Origin of the sequence: Burkholderia sp. AU33803 (assembly GCF_002223095.1) — a bacterium.
Lineage (GTDB): Bacteria > Pseudomonadota > Gammaproteobacteria > Burkholderiales > Burkholderiaceae > Burkholderia.
On record NZ_NKFJ01000008.1, the window covers coordinates 43,462 to 62,526 of the forward strand.

Here is a 19,065-nt window from a genome sequence, read left to right on the forward strand (position 1 = left end):
AGCGGAAAGCTGCGCGTTGCCGGCGGGCGTGTTGTCGTGAGGCTTGCTTTACTGTCCGGCCGGTCGTTCAGGGCGGTATCGATCAACGATCGCGGGCCAGATACACGGCTGCTGCAAGACGGGCATCTCCTTCGCCCCAGCCAATGCGCAAAACCGATTATGGAAGCTCGTTTCTGGCGTAAATCGATTTTGGATGTACAAAAACGATTACACGCAGGCTGTCTTGCACAAATTTGATTTTCCCCCTGGCAACTGGGGTACGAGCAAATACGCGATGCTCGTGACTAAAGGCAAACGCCATGACTTCCCGGAATTTCATCCGCCGGAAACGCGCGTGCGCTGGACGATCACGATTCGCTCGTTGGACGCGCAGCCACCAGCACGGCAACCGGTAGCGCGGCCAGCCAGTCACCGAGCTTGATCAACCCTCCCGGCACGTCGATCGCATCCCCCGCATCCAGCCCGTCCACCCACGGCCCGTCGATATCGCGCGGCAGCACGACCGCCGTATCGCCCCATTGCGCGGGTTCCACGCGCGGCAATCCCGGCGCTTCACCGAGCAATCGGCCCGCAAGCCGTGTCGCGACCACCACCACGGTGGCCTCGTCGCTGCACCGCGCGAACGCGACCGCATGACGCCCGAGCGGGCCGCGTACGCGCAGCGGTACGTACGCGCCATCCGCGAACGTCGCCGGCCATCGCGCGCGCAGCCCCAGCATGCGCTCGACCAGCGCCCGCTTCACGCGCGCATCGGGCCACGTCGCCAGATACGACGCGACCGGCGCGTCGACGCGCTCGGCCGCGAGCGCCGCGAACGGCACGTCGCGGCGGTTGTCCGGATCGACGAGCGAGTGGTCCCATGATTCGGAGCCTTGATACAGGTCGGGCACGCCGGGCGACGCCATCCGCAGCACGGCCTGCGTCAGGCTGTTGACGACGCCGGCCGGCGCGATCCGCGCGACGAACGCATGCAGCCGATGGGCGAAGTCGCCCGGGCCGCGCGGCTTCAGGATCGCGCGGACGAACGCTTCGCAGGCGCGCTCGTAGCGTAGATCGGGCGCGAGCCAGTCGGTGTGAAGCTTCGCCTCGCGCAGCGCTTTCGTCTGCCACTGCACGACGCGTTCGGTGAGCGCCGCGCGCCCCGCGGCGTCGTCGGGCGTGAGTTCGGGCGGCCAGCAGCCGACGAGCGTCTGGTACAGCATCGCCTCGGCGGCCGGCCCCGGCGCCCATGCGAGGTCGCGATGCGCGCCGCCGCGATGCGGCCGGTTGAGCGCGGACCAGTCGAGCGACACCGCGCGCCACGCGTCGGGCATTTCGCTGAGCACGGCCAGCCGCGCACGCGCATCCTCGCCGCGCTTGTGGTCGTGCGTGGCGGTGGCGACGAGCCCGTGCGGCACGGTGCGCGCGCGGCGCCGGTTGCGCGCATGGAACGCGCCGCGCGACAGGCTGAAGTCGCCCGCGTCGGCGCCGACTTCGTTGCGCGACAGAAGCCGGCCGTAACGATAGTGGGCCGTATCCTCGACACCCTTCGCGGCCAGCGGCGCGGTGAGCTGCGCGAACGCGACGCGCGCCGCGTGCAGCGCGGCGGCGTCCGCGCGCGGCACGCGTACGACCGGCCACCCGAGCCAGGTAGCGACGTGATCGAGTGCGAACCGGTCGGCAGGATCGACGGCCTCGACCGCCCGTTCGTACGCCTGCGCGAGCACGCGACGATCGGCGTCGGCGGGTTCTTCGTCCTGCACGGGATACATCCTGTACACGGGCAACTGCACCGCGAGTTCCCCCAGTACGCGTCGAATCGCGATCCGGCTGACGTCGCGCGTCGCGGGCGCCGCCCTCGCCACGCGGTGCAACGCCCGCGCGGCGCGCGCATGCTCGACGGCGAGCTGGCGCATCAGCACGCGCCGCTTGCCGTCGAGCGCTTCCTGCGCGAACGTGCGCGACGAAACCGACACGTCGGCCCAGTGCGCGGCGAGCGGCGCGGCGCCGGCCGGATCGTGCAGCAGCGCGCCGACGTCGTTCATGAAATCGTAGCCGGTCGTGCCGTCGACGGCCCAGTCGTCGCGCAGCGTCTCGCCGGGCGCGAGGATCTTCTCGACGACGATGTACGGCCGCGCGTCGCGTTGCGCGGCAAGCCGCTGATGCAGCCGCCGGCCATACGCGCGCGGATCGGCGAGGCCGTCGACGTGATCGGCGCGCAGGCCGTCGATGTAGCCGGCCGCATGCAGCCGCAGCGGCAGCGCATGGACGGCATCGAACACCGCATCGTCGTCGACGCGGACGGCCGCGAGCGTCGCGATGTCGAAGAAGCGCCGCCAGTTCAGCTCGTCGGCGGCCGTGCGCCACCACGCGAGCCGGTAGTGCTGGCGTTCGAGCAGCCGGTGCAGGCAGGCGCGGGAGCGCGCGCGGCGCGGATCGGCGCCGCGCAGCACCGCGTCGAGCGCATGCGGGCCGTGCGCGGCCGCGTGATCGCGCAGCGCCGCATGTGCGGCGGCCAGTCGCGTACTGTCGCGCGGCGGCGCGGCGTCGAAGCGTTCGGCGAGCGCGTTCAGGTCCGCACGGTTCGCGATGCGCAGGAGCTCCGCATAGGTGGCGGCGGCCACCGGCAGGCGTCGCCCGGGGCACGACACGAAGAAGCGCCCGGTGGCCGGATCGGCGTCGAGCGTGATGTCGCCGGCCGCGAGCGCTTCACCGTACGGCGTGCCGAGACAGGGCAGCAGCACCTTGCCGTCGAGCGTCGCGTCGGGCGGATGCCAGTCGATGTCGAAATGGTGCGCGTACGGGCTCGCGGGGCCCCATTCGAGCACGTCGTTCCACCAGCCGTTCGACGAACCGCCCACGCCCATGTGGTTCGGCACGATGTCGACGATCACGCCCAGCCCGTGCGCGCGCAGCGCATCGACGAGCCGGACGAAACCGGCTTCGCCGCCGAGCTCGGGGTTGAGCGTGCCGTAATCGACGGTGTCGTAGCCGTGCCGCGAACCGGGTTCGGCCGTCGCGATCGGCGACAGGTACAGGTGGCTCACGCCGAGCCGCGCGAAATAGCCGGCGTGCGCGGCTGCGTCGTCGAACGTGAAGCCCGCATGCAGCTGAAGTCGCAGCGTCGCGCGTGGCGTCATGGGCCGGGCTCCCGCGAACCGCGTGCGCGCACCACGGCCGCGATGCGCTCGCGCACGTCGGCGTCGAACAGCGTGTCGATCGCGCGCGGCAGGCGCTGCCGCCAGTTCGGGTGCCCGCAGGGCGGCCCCGGCAGGTTCGGCTGGGTATCCAGCGCAAGCAGGTCCTCGAGCGGCAGGATCGCGAGCGGCGACGGGCTGCGCGCGACGTACGCGAGTATCCCGGCGACCGGCGGCGCGTCGGCCTGCGGGGCGGCGGTGCCGGCCGGTGCGCAGCCTGCTTCCTGCAACGCGCGCCACAGCGCCGCGCGTTCGGCGGCGCGCGCGGCATGTGCGGCGACGACGTCGGGATCGACGGCGGGCGGCGGGGCGGTCGGGCCGGCTTCCGCGGGCGGCGTGGCGTTGGCCGAGGGGGCCGCGCGGGGCACGGTGTCGTCCTGCTCGTGCTCGCTCGTCTCGTCCGCCCGGGCACGCGCCGCCGCGTTGCGCGCCTCCCCGTCGTCGGACTGCTGCGCCGCCTCGGCCGCGATCCGCCGCCAGGCCAGATCGACCCCGCGCCACCAGCCGGCCACGGTCGGCAGGTCGTGCGTCGACGTCATCGCGATCGCGTCGCGATCCCATGCCGACGGCGGCCGGAACGTGCCGTCGGCGTCGCGCTCGAACCACAGCACGCGCATCCCGGCGATGCCCTGCGCGCCGAGCCGTTCGCGGAAGCCGGCCGGCACCGTGCCGAGATCCTCGCCGATCGCGAGTGCGCGATGACGGGCCGCCTCGAGCGCGACGAGCCGCACGAGATCGTCGACCGGATAGCGCAGGTAGGCGCCGTCGCGCGGCGAGCCGCCGTCCGGCACGATCCACATCCGCGCGAAGCCGAGCACGTGATCGATGCGGATGCCGCCCGCATGCGCGAACGCCGCGCGCAACAGCTCGACGAACGGCACGAAGCCTTGCGCACGCAGCGCGGCGGGCGTCCAGGTCGTCACGCCCCACGCCTGGCCGGCCGCATTGAACAGGTCGGGCGGCGCCCCGAGCGACACGCCGCGCAGCAGCGTCGCGCCGTGCGCCCACGCGTCGCTGCCCGCGCGGTCGGAGCCGACCGCGAGATCGGCGATCAGCCCGGTGGCCATGCCCGCGCCGCGTGCCGCGTGCTGCGCGTCGCCGAGCGCGCGCGACGCGCACCATTGCAGGTACGTGTGGAACGCGACCGTGTCGGCATGGGCGTGCGCGAACGCCTCGACTTCCGCCGATCCCGGTTCGCGCCACGGCGCCGGCCATTTCCGCCAGTCGACGCCCGCCCCGTGCTCGAAGCAGAACGCCTGCAACGCGTCGAAGCGCGCATGCGCATCGAGCGCCGCCCCGCCCGCGGCGCGAAACCGCTGGAATGCGTCACGCGACGGGTCGTCGCCGGCGCGCCACGCGTCGAAGCACGCCCGCAGCCGCCGCAGTTTCAGCGGCAGCACGTGCGGCCAGTCGATCAGCGGCGCGTCGGCCGCGGCGCCGGTTGCGTGCTGCACGGCTGCGGCGCCCGGCACCGCGTCGCAGTCGAGATACGCGACGTTGTGCCAGCGCCGAGACGACGGCGAATACGGGCTGTCATGCGTGGGCAGCGCCGGAAAGCCGGCGTGCGTCGGGCTGATCGCCACCGCCTGCGCACCGTGCCGTGCCGCATGCGCGGCCAGCCGCGCGAGCGCGGTGTAGTCGCCCGCGCCGTCGTCGCCGGCGCGGCGCAGGCTGTAGAGCTGCGCCGCGATGCCCCAGCGGCCGCCCGCATCCGTCGCGCGCGGGTCGACCGGTTGGGGGCGCGGCGGCGCGATCGTGAGTCCGATGCGCTGGTCGCCGACGTCGAGCGCGTGATAGCCGGGGATCGCGAGCGGCGGCAGCGTGCCGTGTTCGCCTTCGCCGCCCACACGGCTGTCCACATGCCCGCCTGCTTCGAACGTGATCCGGAAGCGCGCGCCGGGCGGGGCGATCGCGGCCGGCAGGGACAGCGGCAGGCCGGCGTCGCCGGTGACGATGCGCGGTGGCGCCGCGTTCGCGTCGGCGAGCGCGGCGGCGCTTTCCACTCGCTGGGCCGCTGTGCCGCACGGCCAGCCGAGCGCGTCGACGAGCGCGACGAGCGCTGCGTCGTCCACCCGCCGCGCGACGCCGCCCGCATCGGTCCAGTCGGTTTCCAGGCCGGCCGCGCGCGCGAGTTCGTCGATCGACACGTCGGAAGTCATGATCGTCCCTGCCCATTCATGCGGTACTGCCGCGCATCGTGGTTGACCTCGCCGTCGCGCCACACGATGCACGCGCGGGGCGGCAGCCGCAGGTCGCGCAACCGGTCGCGTGCACGTGGCGGCGTCTCGAACACGATCTTGCCGACCGGCAGCGCGGGCAGCACCGCATCGTGCGCGCCGAGGTTCAACGCGATCGTCAGCGTGCTGCCGTCGCCGAGGCGCCAGCGCGCGGCGAGCGCCTGCGGGTCGCCGTCGCCGGCGAGCAGGTCGACGCCGAGTGCGTGCGCGCCGGGCAGGTTCGGCGTCACGAGCGCCGCACGCACCGTCAGTGCGCTGCGGTAGAAGCGCCGCCAAGCGTCGGTGTCGGGCGTGGTTTCGTCGCTGCTGCCGTGCAGCGTCGAACGCACGAACGTCGCGATGTCGTTCGGATCGGGAATCGCGTCGCGATGCGCGGCATCGGTGAACGCCGGAAAGGCCGCGAATTCGCGGCGCCGGCCCTCGCGCACCGCGTCGGCGAGCGCGCCGCGATAGTCGGTGAAGAACTGGAACGGCTGCGTGCTGCCGTCTTCCTCGCCCATGAACAGCAGCGGGATCGACGGCGCAAGCAGCAGCAGCGCGGTCGCCGCGCGCACCGCGTCTTCGTTCGCGAGCGTGCGCAGCCGTTCGCCGAATGCGCGGTTGCCGACCTGGTCGTGGTTCTGCAGGAACGCGACGAACGCGGTCGGCGGCAGGTGCGCGCTCGGTTCGCCGCGCGGGGCGCCGTCGTGCAGCGGCGACGGTTCGCCCTGGTACGCGAAGCCTTCGCCGAGCGTGCGCGCCAGATGGCGCAGCGGCGCGTCGGCGTACGCGCGGTAGTAGCCGTCGCGCTCGCCGGTCAGCAGCACGTGCGCGCTGTTGTGGAAATCGTCGTTCCATTGCGCGTCGAAACCGCCGGGCCCGAGCAGGCTCGCCGCGTTGCGCTCGTTCTCGAGCACGAGATGCACATGGCGCGTGTCGCCCGCGTACGCGCGCACGCGGCGCGCGAGTTCGCGCAGCCACGCGTCGTCGTCGATCGCGTGCGCGGCATCGATGCGCAGCCCGTCGAAACGGAATTCGTCGAGCCAGTACAGCGCGTTCTCGATGAAGAACGCGCTCGTCTGTTCGCGCGAAAAGTCGATTGCCGGCCCCCACGCGGTCTGCCGGTCCGCGCGGAAGAATGCAGGCGCGTAGCGCGGCAGCAGGTTGCCTTGCGGGCCGAAGTGGTTGTAGACGACGTCGAGCAACACCTGCAGCCCGAGCCCGTGCGCGGCATCGATCAGCGCCTTCAGTTCCTCGGGCCGTCCGTACGACGGATCGGGCGCGAACGGCAGCACGCCGTCGTAACCCCAGTTGCGCGCGCCGGGAAACGTGTTGACGGGCATCAGCTCGATCGCGGTCACGCCGAGCGCGGCGATCTCCGGCAGCCGCCGCTCGACGCTCGCGTGGCCGCCGCATGCGCCGATGTGCAGCTCGTACAGCACCGTCTCGTGCCACGGGCGGCCGCGCCACGTGTCGTGGCGCCAGCGGTACGCAGCCGGATCGACGACCTGGCTCGGGCCGTCCACGCCGCCGGGCTGAAAGCGCGACGCGGGATCGGGCACCGCGAGATCGCCGTCGAGCCGGTAGCGATACAGCGTTCCGGGGCCGCACGGCACGACGGCCTCGAACCAGCCGTCGCCCACCGCGGTCATCGGGATGGCGGGCCGGTTTTCGCCTTCGATTTCGACGGCGGCCGTGCGGCTCGCGGGCGCCCACAGCCGGAAGCGCGTGCGGTCGGGCTCGATGCAGGTCGCGCCGAACGACGTGTCGAACGCATGCGAACCCGATGGACGGGCGGGGCGTGATCTCATGTCGGGTCTCCCGGAGACAGGTCGGTCGGCACGGCGGCCACCGCGATCGCGGCCGCGTGCGCGGCGACGTCGAGGCCGTCGGCCGGCCACGAGCGCGGGCCGGCGTCGGGCGTGGCCGTGTCGACCAGCACGCGATAGTCGAGCGCCGGCGCGGGCGGCGCGAACACGACCGTCTCGGACGACGCGTTCAGCATCACGAGCAGCGCCTCGGTGCGCCCGGTGCGGCCCGTGCCGACGCGCCGCATCGTCAGCGCACGGCGCTCGTGGTCCTGCCACGCGGGCACGGTCATCGGGTCGCCGTGCTCGTCGAACCAGCCGATCTCCGCCATGCCCGGCGCCGCTTCGCGGTCGCCCGACGGATAGCGCGGCGTGGACATCACCGGGTACATGCGCCGCAGTGCGGCAAGCCGCGACACGAAGCGCATCAGCGTCACCGCTTCGTCGCCGCGCGCCTGATCCCAGTCGAGCCACGACAGCTCGTTGTCCTGGCAGTACGCGTTGTTGTTGCCGTGCTGCGTGCGGCCGAACTCGTCGCCGGCCACCAGCATCGGCGTACCGAGCGCGGTGAACAGCGTCGCGAGCATCGAGCGCGCGACGCGGGCGCGTACGTCACGGATCGCCGCGTCGTCGGTCGGCCCTTCGACGCCCCAGTTCGCGCTGCAGTTGTCGTCGCGGCCGTCGCGGTTGTCCTCGCCGTTGGCTTCGTTGTGTTTCGCCGAATACGACGCGAGATCGGCGAGCGTGAAGCCGTCGTGCGCGGTGATGAAATTGACCGACGCCCACGTATGGCGCCGCTGGTGGTTGAACAGGTCGGCCGAGCCCGCGAGGCGCGCGGCGAGCTCGGGCCGCTGGCCCGGGTCGCCGCGCCAGAAGCGCCGCACCGTGTCGCGGAAGCGGTCGTTCCATTCGGCGAAACCGGGCGGGTGACGGCCGAGCTGGTAGCCGCCGGGGCCGAGATCCCACGGCTCGGTGATCAGCTTGCGCTGCGCGAGCACCGGATCCTGCCGCAGCGCGTCGAAGAACCCCGCGCCGGGATCGAAGCCGTGTTCCTCGCGGCCGAGCGTCACGCCGAGGTCGAAGCGGAAGCCGTCGATGTTGAACGCGGTGGCCCAGTAGCGCAGCGAATCCATCACCATCTGCACGACACGCGGATGCGACAGGTTCAGCGTGTTGCCGCAGCCGGTCTCGTCGACATGATAGCGGCGGTTGTCCGGCATCAGCCGGTAGTAGCTCGCGTTGTCGAGGCCGCGCCACGACAGCGTCGGGCCGAGCTCGTTGCCCTCGCACGTATGGTTGTAGACGACGTCCAGCACGACCTCGATGCCGGCCGCATGCAGCTGGCGGATCGCGATGCGCATCTCGTCGAGCCGGCGCGTCGCGAGATACGCGGGCTCCGGCGCGAAGAACGCGGCCGTGTCGTAGCCCCAGTAGTTGCGCAGCCCGCGGTTCACGAGCGCGCGCTGCTGCAGGAACGCGTGGACGGGCAGCAGCTCGACCGTCGTCACGCCGATCGACAGCAGGTGATCGATGAACGCCGGATGCGCGAACGCCGAGAACGTGCCGCGCTCGGGCGGGCGCAACCCGGCACGCCGCATCGACGCGCCGCGCACGTGGGTCTCGTAGATCACCGTGTTGCGCCACGACACGCGCGGGCGCCGGTCGGTGCTCCAGTCGAACGCCTCGTCGACCACCACGCACTTCGGCATCGCGGGCGCCGAGTCGCGCCGGTCCATCGACAGGTCCGCGCGGTTCGAATGCAGGCGATAGCCGAACAGCGCGTCCGACCAGCGGAACTGGCCGACCAGCTTGCGCGCGTACGGGTCGAGCAGCAGCTTGGTCGGGTTGAAGCGATGGCCGTGCTGCGGCTGGTACGGGCCGTCCGCGCGAAACCCGTACACGGTGCCCGGATGCGCGTTGGGCAGGTAGCCGTGCCAGATCTCGTCGGTGCATTCGGGCAGGTCGAGGCGCGCCAGCTCCTTGCGGCCGGTCGGATCGAACACGCACAGCTGGATGCGGTGTGCGTGCGCGGAAAACACCGCGAAGTTGGTTCCGAGGCCGTCCCAGGTCGCGCCGAGCGGGTAGCTGCGGCCGGATTCGAGACGGGTGGGCAGGGCAGTCGGCATGCGGGGGATCTCCGTGTCGAGGGCGCAAGCATTCAGATGGGGCGCAGCCACAGCGTCGCGAGCGGCGGCAGGCGCAGGGTGGCCGACCACGCTTCGCCATGCGAGGGCACGGCTTCGGCCCACACGGCGCCGTCGTTGCCGGCGTTGGTGCCGCCGTACGGCGCGGCATCGGTGTTCATCAGTTCGCGCCAGTGGCCGGGCGCGGGCAGCCCGATGCGATACCCGGCGCGTGGCACGGGCGTGAAGTTGCAGACCGCGACGACGAGATGCCCCGCGTCGTCGCGGCGCGCGAACGCGAACACGCTGTTGTCGCGGTCGTCGCCGATCAGCCAGGAGAAGCCGGCCGCGTGGCAGTCGAGCGCATGCAGCGCCGGCTCGGCCGCGTAGGTGCGGTTCAGGTCGCGCACGAGCCGCTGCACGCCGCGATGCGCGGGCGCATCGAGCAGGTCCCAGTGCGGCGTCGCGTCGTGGGCGAACTCGGCCCATTGCGCGAATTCGCTGCCCATGAACAGCAGCTTCTTGCCGGGGTGCGCCCACATGAAGCCGAAGTACGCACGCAGCGTCGCGAGCCGCTGCCATGCGTCGCCCGGCATCTTCGCGACGAGTGAGCCCTTGCCGTGCACGACCTCGTCGTGCGACAGCGGCAGCACGAAGCGTTCGGAGAACGCGTACACGAGCCCGAACGTCATCCGGTCGTGGTGATAGCGGCGATGTACCGGATCCTCGCGCAGATACGCGAGCGTGTCGTGCATCCAGCCCATGTTCCACTTGAAGTCGAAGCCGAGCCCGCCGTCGCCGGTCGGTGCGGTGACGCCCGGCCAGGCGGTCGATTCCTCCGCGATGGTGACGACGCCGGCCGGCGCGGCCGCACCGTGCAGCGTGTCGTTCAGCATGCGCAGGAACGCGACCGATTCGAGGTTCTCGCGGCCGCCGTGCACGTTCGGCACCCATTCGCCTTCCGCGCGCGAATAGTCGCGGTACAGCATCGACGCGACCGCGTCGACGCGGATGCCGTCGACGTGATACCGGCGCGCCCACGCGAGCGCCGATGCGACGAGGAAGGCGCCGACTTCGCTGCGCCCGACGTTGAACACGCAGGTGTGCCAGTCGGGATGCAGCCCTTCGCGCGGGTCGGCGTGCTCGTACAGCGCGGTGCCGTCGAACTGCGCGAGGCCGTGCGGATCGTCGGGGAAGTGCGCGGGCACCCAGTCGACCAGCACGCCGATGCCGGCCGCATGTGCGCGGTCGACGAAGCGCGCGAAACCGTCGACCGGCCCGAAGCGCGCGGACGGCGCGAACTGCGCGAGCGGCTGGTAGCCCCACGAGCCGCCGAACGGGTATTCGGCGATCGGCATGAACTCGACGTGCGTGAAGCCCATGCCCTTCACGTACGGAATCAGCCGCTCGGCGAGTTCGTCCCAGGTCGCGCTGCGGTTCATCTCCTCGGGCACGCGTAGCCACGATTCCGCATGCACCTCGTAGATCGACCACGGCACGCGGTAGCGGTCGGTGTGCGGCCGCGCGTGCATCCAGCCGTCGTCGTGCCATGCGAACGCGTCGAGCGCCGCGACGTCGGCGACGACCGACGCCGTGCGCGGCGGCGCCTCGGTCGCGCGCGCGCAGGGGTCGGCCTTGTGCGGCAGCACGCGCCCGTCGGCCGCGCGCACCTCGTACTTGTAGCATTCGCCCGCGCCGATGCCCGGCACGAACAGCTCCCACACGCCCGACGGCCGGCGCAGCCGCATCGGATGGCGGCGGCCGTCCCAGCCGTTGAAGTCGCCCACCACCGACACGCGCTGCGCGTTCGGCGCCCAGACCGCGAAGCGCACGCCGTCGGTGTCATCGATGCGCGCGGGCACGGCGCCAAGGCAGTCGAGCACGGCGGCCGGGTCGCCGGCGGAGAAGCGGGCGAGCACGGCGTCGTCGAGCAGCGTGCCGAACGCATACGCATCGTCGATCACCTGCCGCGCGTTGGGCCAGTCGATCGCGAGCAGGTAGTGGGGCGCGCCGCCGTTGCGCGGGATCGTTCCCGCGAAGCAGCCGGCGCGATCGACGCATTCGAGCGTGCCGAGTTCGGCGCCTTCCGGCGACAGCGCATGCACGCTTGTCGCGCCGGGCAGCAGCGCGCGCACGACGACCTCGCCGGCCTGCCCGTGCGGGCCGAGGCACGCGAACGGATCGGGATGACGGCCGGCGAGCAGCGCCTCGATGTCGGATCGTTCGAACAGCGTGTCAGTCATCGTGTGCCTCCGTCGTCGGATGCGCCGCCGTCATCGAGCAGCCGTTCGACCAGCGCGGCCAGCCCGCCGACCGGCACGCTCAGCCAGTCGGGCCGGTTCGCGGCTTCGTAGCACAGTTCGTACGACGCCTTGTCGATCAGGAACAGCGCGAGCAGGCGATCGGCGTAGCGCGGGTCGACGAAACGCGCGGGCGCCTGCTCGGCGGCCGTGCGATAGCAGTCGACGAAGCGGTCGGCGGCGGCCTGCCCGAAGCGGTCGAACAGTGCGCGCTTGCGGCCGGCCGCCTGCGGCGGCGCCTTCTCGATCGCGAATTGCGCGGTCGCGCTCACGTACGACAGCGAACGCAGCAGGCCGGCCACGTCGCGCAGCGGATGCGATTTCGCGCGGCGGTGTTCGAGCGGGCGCGCCGGCTCGCCCTCGAAGTCGATCAGCAGCGCGTCGCCCTGCACGTCGAGCACCTGGCCCAGATGGAAATCGCCGTGGATCCGCATGCACTGCGCGTCGAGCGTGCGCGGCACGAGTTCGCCGAGCACGCGCACGGCCGCGTCGCGCGACGCGAGCAGCGTGTCGGCCGCCGTGCGCATCGCAGGATCGAGCGCCTCGAGCCGCGTCTGCAGCACGTCGAGCGCGTGCTCGAACGACGCGATCGCGTCCGCGCACCAGCCGTCGACATGGCCGGGCGTCGCGGGCTCCGGCGCGAACGCGGGATCGTCGGACGGCTGCGCGAGCGCGACGTGCAGCTGGCCGAGCCGCGTGCCGATGATCCCCGCGAACGCCGCATAGCCGAGCAGTGCCTCAGGTTCCTCGTTCGTGTCGTCGTGTTCCTCTTCGTCGGCGGCCGGCAGCGCGAGCTCGTCCACCGCGCGCCGCAGGAAGTCGAACGAGCGCGTCCATGCGTCGCCCTGGTTGTCGACGTAGCGCTGCAGGATCGCGACCGTGTGCGGCGTGCCGTCGGGGTCGACGTGCACGACTTCGCCCGCGAGCGGCGCGGTGTTCGGGTAGCCGATCCGCGTCAGGTGCCGGCTCATTTCCGCTTCCGGATGCACGCCGTGCGCGACCTTGCGCACCAGCTTCAGCACGATCGCGTCGCCGATCACGAGCGAGCTGTTGCTCTGCTCGGCCGCGAGCCAGCGCACTTCGGCGTCGTCGCCGGGATCGAGCGCGGCGAGCGCGTCTTCCGGCAGGAACGCGAGCCGGCCGCCGTCGGCGGTTGGCACCGTCGCGCCGTCGCGCAGCTTGCGCAGCATCCCGTGCGCGAATGCCGGCAGCGCGAACGCGTCGGTCAGGTAGCCGACCGAATGGCCGCGCCGCACGCGCGCCAGCGCCAGCTGCGTGAACAGCGGCTGCGAGGTTTCACCGCCCCACGCGGCCGCGAGCGGCACGACGTAGCGTTCGACATGGCCCGTCTCACCGGATTCGACCCAGGCCTCCGCATACTGGAACGGTTCGCCCGGCACCGGCGTGACGACGTTCAGCCGGGCCGTGCCGATCGCGCGGTCCTTCGACGCGAACCAGCGCCGCCGCGCGAGCCACGACGGCAGGGCATCGTGCGCGAGCACGTGCAGCTGTTCGACGTTCGGCCGCGTATCGCCGCGCCGCATCACGAGCGTCACGTATTCGGGCAGCGGCTCCGCGTGCGGCTGCCGCCACGACGGTTCGCGGCCGTGCTCGGCGAGCACGAACCACAGGAACCCGTACGGTGGAAAGGTCAGCAGGTACGTGAGCTGCCCGATCGGCGGAAACGGCGAATCGGACGTCATCTCGATCGGCACGCGGCCCGCGAATTCGGACAGGTCGAGCTCGACGGCCTGCGACGCCCGCGACAGGTTCGCGACGCACAGCACCGGATCGTGGCCGTCCAGCTCGCGCAGGTACGCGAGCACCTTGCGGTTCTCCGGGCGCAGGAAGCGGATCGTGCCGCGCCCGAACGCCTGCGACGCGCGGCGCGTCGACAGGATGCGGCGCGTCCAGTTCAGCAGCGAATGCGGGTCGCGCGTCTGCGCCTCGACGTTGACCGCGTCGTAGCCGTACAGCGCGCCCATCACCGGCGGCAGCACGAGCTGTTCGGGGTCGGCGCGCGAGAAGCCGCCGTTGCGGTCCGACGACCACTGCATCGGCGTGCGCACGCCGTCGCGGTCGCCGAGGTGGATGTTGTCGCCCATCCCGAGCTCGTCGCCGTAGTAGATCACCGGCGTGCCCGGCATCGACAGCAGCAGCGAGTTGATTAGCTCGATGCGGCGCCGGTCGCGTTCCATCAGCGGCGCGAGCCGGCGCCGGATGCCGAGATTCAGCCGCGCGCGCCGGTCGCTCGCATAGGTCTGCCACAGCAGGTCGCGCTCGGAGTCGGTCACCATCTCGAGCGTCAGCTCGTCGTGGTTGCGCAGGAACACGGCCCACTGGTTGCTCGGCGCGAGTTCCGGCGTCTGCCGCATGATGTCGACGATCGGGAAGCGGTCCTCGCTCGCGATCGACATGTAGATGCGCGGCATCAGCGGGAAATGGAACGCCATGTGGCATTCGTCCTCGTTGCCGAAATATTCCTGCACGTCCTCCGGCCACTGGTTCGCCTCGGCGAGCAGCATCCGGTTCGGATACTCGGCGTCGATCGTCGCGCGGATCCGCTTCAGGATCGCGTGCGTCTCGGGCAGGTTCTCGTTGCTGGTGCCTTCCCGCGCGACGAGATACGGCACCGCGTCGAGCCGCAGCCCGTCGATGCCGAGGTCGAGCCAGAAGCGCATCACCTGTATCACCTCGCGCACGACGGCCGGGTTGTCGAAGTTCAGGTCCGGCTGGTGCGAATAGAAGCGGTGCCAGTAGTACTGGCCGGCGATCGGGTCGTGCGCCCAGTTCGACGTTTCCGTATCGAGGAAGATGATCCGCGTGCCCGCGTATTTCGTGTCGGTGTCCGACCACATGTAGTAGTCGCGATGCGTGGAACCGGGCTTCGCGCGGCGCGCGCGCTGGAACCACGGATGCTGGTCCGACGTGTGGTTGATCACCAGCTCGGTGATCACGCGAATGCCGCGCGCATGTGCTTCGCGGATGAAGCGCCGCACGTCGGCCAGCGTGCCGTAGTCGGGATGCACGCCACGGTAGTCGGCGATGTCGTAGCCGTCGTCGCGGCGCGGCGACGGGTAGAACGGCAGCAGCCAGATCGTGTCGACGCCGAGTTCGGCGATGTAGTCGAGCTTCGCGATCAGGCCGGGGAAATCGCCGATGCCGTCGTTGTTCGAGTCGTAGAACGACTTCACGTGCACCTGGTAGATGATCGCGTCCTTGTACCACAGCGGATCGTCCGCGCAGAGCGCCGGCGCGCGGCGGCGTGCGCGCCGCCGGCGCGGGGTGCCGGCGGGCGCGAGCGACGGGAATTGCGCGCGGCGCACGTCGTCGAGGGAATCTTCGCGTTTCATCATCCATGGGCTCCCGAGGAGGGCCGGGCGTCGCCCGGTTCGTGCGCCGCCGCCCGCGCGGCGCCTGGAGACGGCGTGAGCCGCCAGATTGCATACGGGCGCACATGCGGATCGAGCGAGACGTACTGGCGATGCCCGCGCCAGGTTTCCGCATGCGTGGCGTCCTGTTCGAGCGCGTCGAGCGGTTCGCCGTCGACGAGCCCCAGGCCGCGCCACAGCGACGCATCGAGCGTGAAATTCGCGACCTGCGGATGCCACGGATCGGTGCTGATCGCGACGACCACCACGCTGTCGAATGCCGGCGTCGCCTTCATGAACACGAGCACTGAGTCGTTGTCCGCGTCGAGGAACGTGAGGCCGAGATGGGTCTGCAGCGCTGGGTGGGCACGCCGCGCGCGGTTCAGCCGCGCGACCTCGGCGCCGATATGCGCGGCCGTGCTCCAGTCGCGCGCCCGCAGCTCGTACTTCTCCGCGTCCGCGTATTCCTCGCTGTCGGGCAGCGGCGCCGATTCGCCGAGCTCGAAGCCCGAGTACATGCCCCACGCGCCGGCCAGCGTCGCCGCGAGCGCCGCGCGGATCACGAACTGCGTGCGCGGCGCGTTCTGCAGGTGGCGCGGGTTGATGTCGGGCGTGTTGACGAAGAAGTTCGGCCGGAAGAACTCGCGCACCGGGCCGGTCGTCAGCTCGGTCAGGTAGTCGATGAATTCGCGCTTCGACTCGCGCCACGTGAAGTACGTGTACGACTGCGAGAAGCCGACCTTCGCGAGCCGGACCATCATCCCCGGCCGTGTGAACGCTTCGGACAGGAACACCACGTCCGGGTGCCGGCCGCGCACGTCGTCGATCATCCATGCCCAGAACGGCAGCGGCTTCGTGTGCGGATTGTCGACGCGGAAGATCCGCACGCCTGCGTCGACCCAGAACAGCACCGCGTCGCGCAGCGCGAGCCACAGGTCGGGCAGCGCGTCCGTCGCGTAGAAATCGGGGTTCACGATGTCCTGGTAGCGCTTCGGCGGATTTTCCGCGAAGCGCAGCGAGCCGTCGGGCCGCCACGCGAACCAGCCCGGATGCGCGGCGAGCCACGGATGGTCGGGCGAGCACTGGATCGCGAAATCGAGCGCGATCTCGAGCCCGTGGCCGCGCGCGGCATCGACCAGCGCGCGGAACGAGTCGAGCGTGCCGAGCTGCGGATGCACGGCCGTGTGTCCGCCGTCCGGCGAGCCGATCGCGTACGGGCTGCCGACGTCGTCGGGGCCGGCCGTCAGGCTGTTGTTGCGGCCCTTGCGCGCGGTCGTGCCGATCGGGTGGATCGGCGGGAAATACAGCACGTCGAAACCCATGTCGCGGATGCGCGGCAGGTGCGCGATCACGTCGTCGAACGTGCCGTGCCGGTGCGGGTCGTCGCTCGCCGAGCGCGGAAACATCTCGTACCAGCTGGAGAAGCGCGCTGCGCGGCGCTCGACGTCGACCGGGAAGGTCGTCGTGTCGTGCGTGACGAACGGGCGGTAGCGCAGCGCCGCGAACGCGTCGGCGAGCGGCGCCGCGCTGAGCTGCGCGAGCCGCACGTCGGCCGATGCGTCCTTGAACTCGGCGACGAGTCGTTTCATCTGCGCGCGCGCGCGTGCATCGAGCGGATCGGCGAGCTTGAGCGCGGTCGCGAGCAGCAGCTGCGCTTCGCGCAGTTCGAGCGTCACGTCCTGGCCGGCCGCGTGTTTCTTCGCGACATCGTGGACGAGCGACGCCCAGTCGTCACGCCAGGCAATCACGCGAAATTCATGGCGGCCGAGCCGGTCGAGCACGACGCGGGCGTGCCAGCGGTCGTTCGGTTCGGGTTCGAACGGGATTTCGCGCCAGTCGTCGTCGCCGGCGGCACGCCACTGCAGCGCGGCCGCGAGATGCGCGTGCCCGTCGGTGAAGATCGACGCGTGGACGACGAGCGTCTCGCCGATCACGCGCTTGACCGCGAAGCGGCCGCCGTCGACCGACGGCTCGACGCGCTCGATCGCGATCCGGTCGGCCGCGATCGCCGCGGACAGCGCGCCGCGCTCGTGCGCGGCGTCGCGGCGCGTCGTGACGGGCGGCGCTTGCCACGCATGCAGCAGCGCGTACGCGCCCGGGTCGAGCGTGAACGGTTCGAGCGCGGCCGGCGAGTGGGTGTGCGTGCCGTCGTGCGTGGCGACGCGCGTGAATCCGCCCGGCACGCCGGGCAGGATCGTCGCGGGGTCGACTGTCACCGCTGCGTCGAGATCGGGATTCAACGCGATCAGCAGTGCCGCTTCGTCGTGCTCGAGCGACGGCCCGGTGCCGCGCAGCAACGCGGTCGCCGGTGCGCCGGGCGCGCTCAACTGCACGATTTCGCCGCGCGCGGCCGCCACGGGCGTGGCGCGGCGCCATGCGTTCGCGTCGGCGATCGCGCCCGACAGGTCGAAGCGTGCACGCTCGAACGCGGCGCGGTAGCGCGCCGCATCGGCGTCGCGCGCCATCAGCGGCACCGTGACGCCGCGCTCGAAGCCCATCGGCATGAGCCAGCCGGTGCCCACGGCGGCAGCGGTCCACAGCGCGCGGCGATAGGCGCGGGCGAGGGTGTCATCCGACGCGTCGGGCCAGTCGTCGGCAAGGCGCGGGCCGTCGAACGCGTCGGGAAACGCGATCGGCGAGCCGATCCGCCGCAGCAGCCGGTGTTCGTCGACGAACCACGGCGCGCGCAGATCCCACCAGCGCACCGATGAAAACACCGCGTCGAACCCGGCGCCTTCGAGCTGCGCCAGCGCGTCGCGCGCATGGCCGGGCACGCCGGCGAGCACCGCGGCGTCCGGGCGCGTACGGCGCAGCGCCGCGCGCCAGCCGGGCCACCAGGCGGCCGGCAGATGATGCGGCGCGTCGATCAGGAAGCCGGCCGCGCCCGCATCGGCGAACGCGGCGAGGTGCTTGCACCACCACGCGGACAGCGCGTCGCGCGCGGCTTCATCGCCGAGGTTCGCGTGGGCGACATCCAGCGCGTGCGCGGTGCCGCGCGGATCGATCAGCGCGTCGTCGTGCATGCGCTCGACGTACCAGTCCGGATGCTCGGCACGCAGCGGGTTCTCGCGCGCGACCCGATCCGGCACGACTTCGAGCAGCACGCGCAGCCCGTGGCCGTGTGCGAGCTGGGCGAGGCGCGAGAAGGTTTCGAGCGCGCTCGCGCGTGTCGCGAACGCTTGGGACGGACGCCGGAAATCCGCCACGTGGCGCGGAAAACCGGCGACGCTCGCGGCCCAGAACGCGCCGACGAGCACATGATCGAAGCCCATGCCGGCGACATGCGCGAACGTCTGCGGCCATGCGTCGAGCGGCCCGACGAGGCGGGCATCGCAGAAGTAGAGGTGCGGAGAAAAGGGCGGCGTGGAGTCCATGGCGCGGGCGTAGGGGCGGCAGTCAATGACGGTGGTTCGCCGCAACACCCGTGCCTGCCGGGTGGTTTCCCGTGGGACAAGGGCGGGTGGGGGCTCGCGGGGGCGGGGACTGTCGTTTTTACATGAACGCTGGGTACCTGCATGCACTTACATGCGCGGCACCGAGCGGATATCCGTGCTGTCGCCCGTGGCGCGATCGTCATCGGCGTCGGGAAGCGGCACGCCGGGATCGCAGCGCACCACCGCACCGTGTTCGATCCGGTGCGGGAACGGCGGCGGTGCATCGATTTCATCGCCAAAGCGTGCGCGCACGAACGCCCGCAGCAGCGCCACGCGCGCATTGCGCCCGTGTGCGCCGCAGGTGGACGGGACGTCGACGAAGGTCGCGTCGCATTCGACGTCGTCGCTGTGCCGTGCGATTCGCAGATCGTCGACACGGTCGAGCACCGCGCCCGCATCGGACCACGACGCCGACGGCATGAAACACGTGTCGAGCCGCCTGAGTGCGTCGCACGCGGCTGTCACGACCAGATGCGGCGTGACGGCGGTGAAACGCAGCGTGTCTTCGTCGTCGGCGCACAGCGCGCGTGCACACCAGTAGTCGAGATCGTTTCCGTCGAGTGCGTCGGTTCGCATGGGCCGGCTCCGTCGGATCAAAACGGGCTCACCGCGCAAGCGGCGTGCCCGTCACGGGCGC

8 protein-coding genes are annotated in these 19,065 nt (G+C 71.6%); all 8 read right to left on the minus strand.

Annotated elements, in window-relative coordinates:
• Positions 1–347: 347 nt before the first annotated feature.
• A complete protein-coding gene (gene treY / locus CFB41_RS31750; RefSeq protein WP_089459316.1) occupies positions 348–3,119 on the minus strand; it encodes a malto-oligosyltrehalose synthase in 2,772 nt (923 codons plus the stop codon).
• Positions 3,116–5,335 carry a 4-alpha-glucanotransferase gene (gene malQ, locus CFB41_RS31755; protein WP_089459317.1) on the minus strand — a complete coding sequence of 740 codons (2,220 nt, stop codon included), beginning with the start codon at positions 5,333–5,335 and terminating at the stop codon, positions 3,116–3,118. The genes treY and malQ overlap by 4 nt, the downstream gene beginning before the upstream one ends.
• Positions 5,332–7,203, minus strand: a complete 1,872-nt coding sequence (treZ, locus tag CFB41_RS31760; protein WP_089459318.1) for a malto-oligosyltrehalose trehalohydrolase — start codon at positions 7,201–7,203, stop codon at positions 5,332–5,334. The genes malQ and treZ overlap by 4 nt, the downstream gene beginning before the upstream one ends.
• Positions 7,200–9,326, minus strand: coding sequence for a glycogen debranching protein GlgX (gene glgX, locus CFB41_RS31765; RefSeq protein WP_089459319.1), 2,127 nt, complete (start codon positions 9,324–9,326; stop codon positions 7,200–7,202). Before glgX ends, treZ begins: the two co-directional genes overlap by 4 nt.
• Before the next feature lie 32 nt (positions 9,327–9,358).
• Positions 9,359–11,566 carry a 1,4-alpha-glucan branching protein GlgB gene (glgB, locus tag CFB41_RS31770; protein WP_089444165.1) on the minus strand — a complete coding sequence of 736 codons (2,208 nt, stop codon included), beginning with the start codon at positions 11,564–11,566 and terminating at the stop codon, positions 9,359–9,361.
• Positions 11,563–14,976 (minus strand): maltose alpha-D-glucosyltransferase, encoded by a 3,414-nt coding sequence (gene treS / locus CFB41_RS31775; protein ID WP_089459729.1) that lies wholly within the window; start codon positions 14,974–14,976, stop codon positions 11,563–11,565. Before treS ends, glgB begins: the two co-directional genes overlap by 4 nt.
• On the minus strand, positions 14,976–18,368 hold the full coding sequence (locus tag CFB41_RS31780; RefSeq protein ID WP_089459320.1) for a maltotransferase domain-containing protein: 3,393 nt from the start codon (positions 18,366–18,368) through the stop codon (positions 14,976–14,978). Before CFB41_RS31780 ends, treS begins: the two co-directional genes overlap by 1 nt.
• A gap of 147 nt (positions 18,369–18,515) precedes the next feature.
• Entirely contained in the window at positions 18,516–19,004 is a 489-nt protein-coding gene (locus CFB41_RS31785; protein WP_089459321.1) for a phage protein NinX family protein, read from the minus strand.
• Positions 19,005–19,065: the final 61 nt, after the last annotated feature.

Bases quoted from the DNA above. Each gene is read 5' to 3' on its own strand.
- treY (WP_089459316.1), bottom strand. From the start codon at position 3,119: ATGACGCCACGCGCGACGCTGCGACTTCAGCTGCATGCGGGCTTCACG.
- malQ (WP_089459317.1), bottom strand. From the start codon at position 5,335: ATGACTTCCGACGTGTCGATCGACGAACTCGCGCGCGCGGCCGGCCTG.
- treZ (WP_089459318.1), bottom strand. From the start codon at position 7,203: ATGAGATCACGCCCCGCCCGTCCATCGGGTTCGCATGCGTTCGACACG.
- glgX (WP_089459319.1), bottom strand. From the start codon at position 9,326: ATGCCGACTGCCCTGCCCACCCGTCTCGAATCCGGCCGCAGCTACCCG.
- glgB (WP_089444165.1), bottom strand. From the start codon at position 11,566: ATGACTGACACGCTGTTCGAACGATCCGACATCGAGGCGCTGCTCGCC.
- treS (WP_089459729.1), bottom strand. From the start codon at position 14,976: ATGAAACGCGAAGATTCCCTCGACGACGTGCGCCGCGCGCAATTCCCG.
- CFB41_RS31780 (WP_089459320.1), bottom strand. From the start codon at position 18,368: ATGGACTCCACGCCGCCCTTTTCTCCGCACCTCTACTTCTGCGATGCC.
- CFB41_RS31785 (WP_089459321.1), bottom strand. From the start codon at position 19,004: ATGCGAACCGACGCACTCGACGGAAACGATCTCGACTACTGGTGTGCA.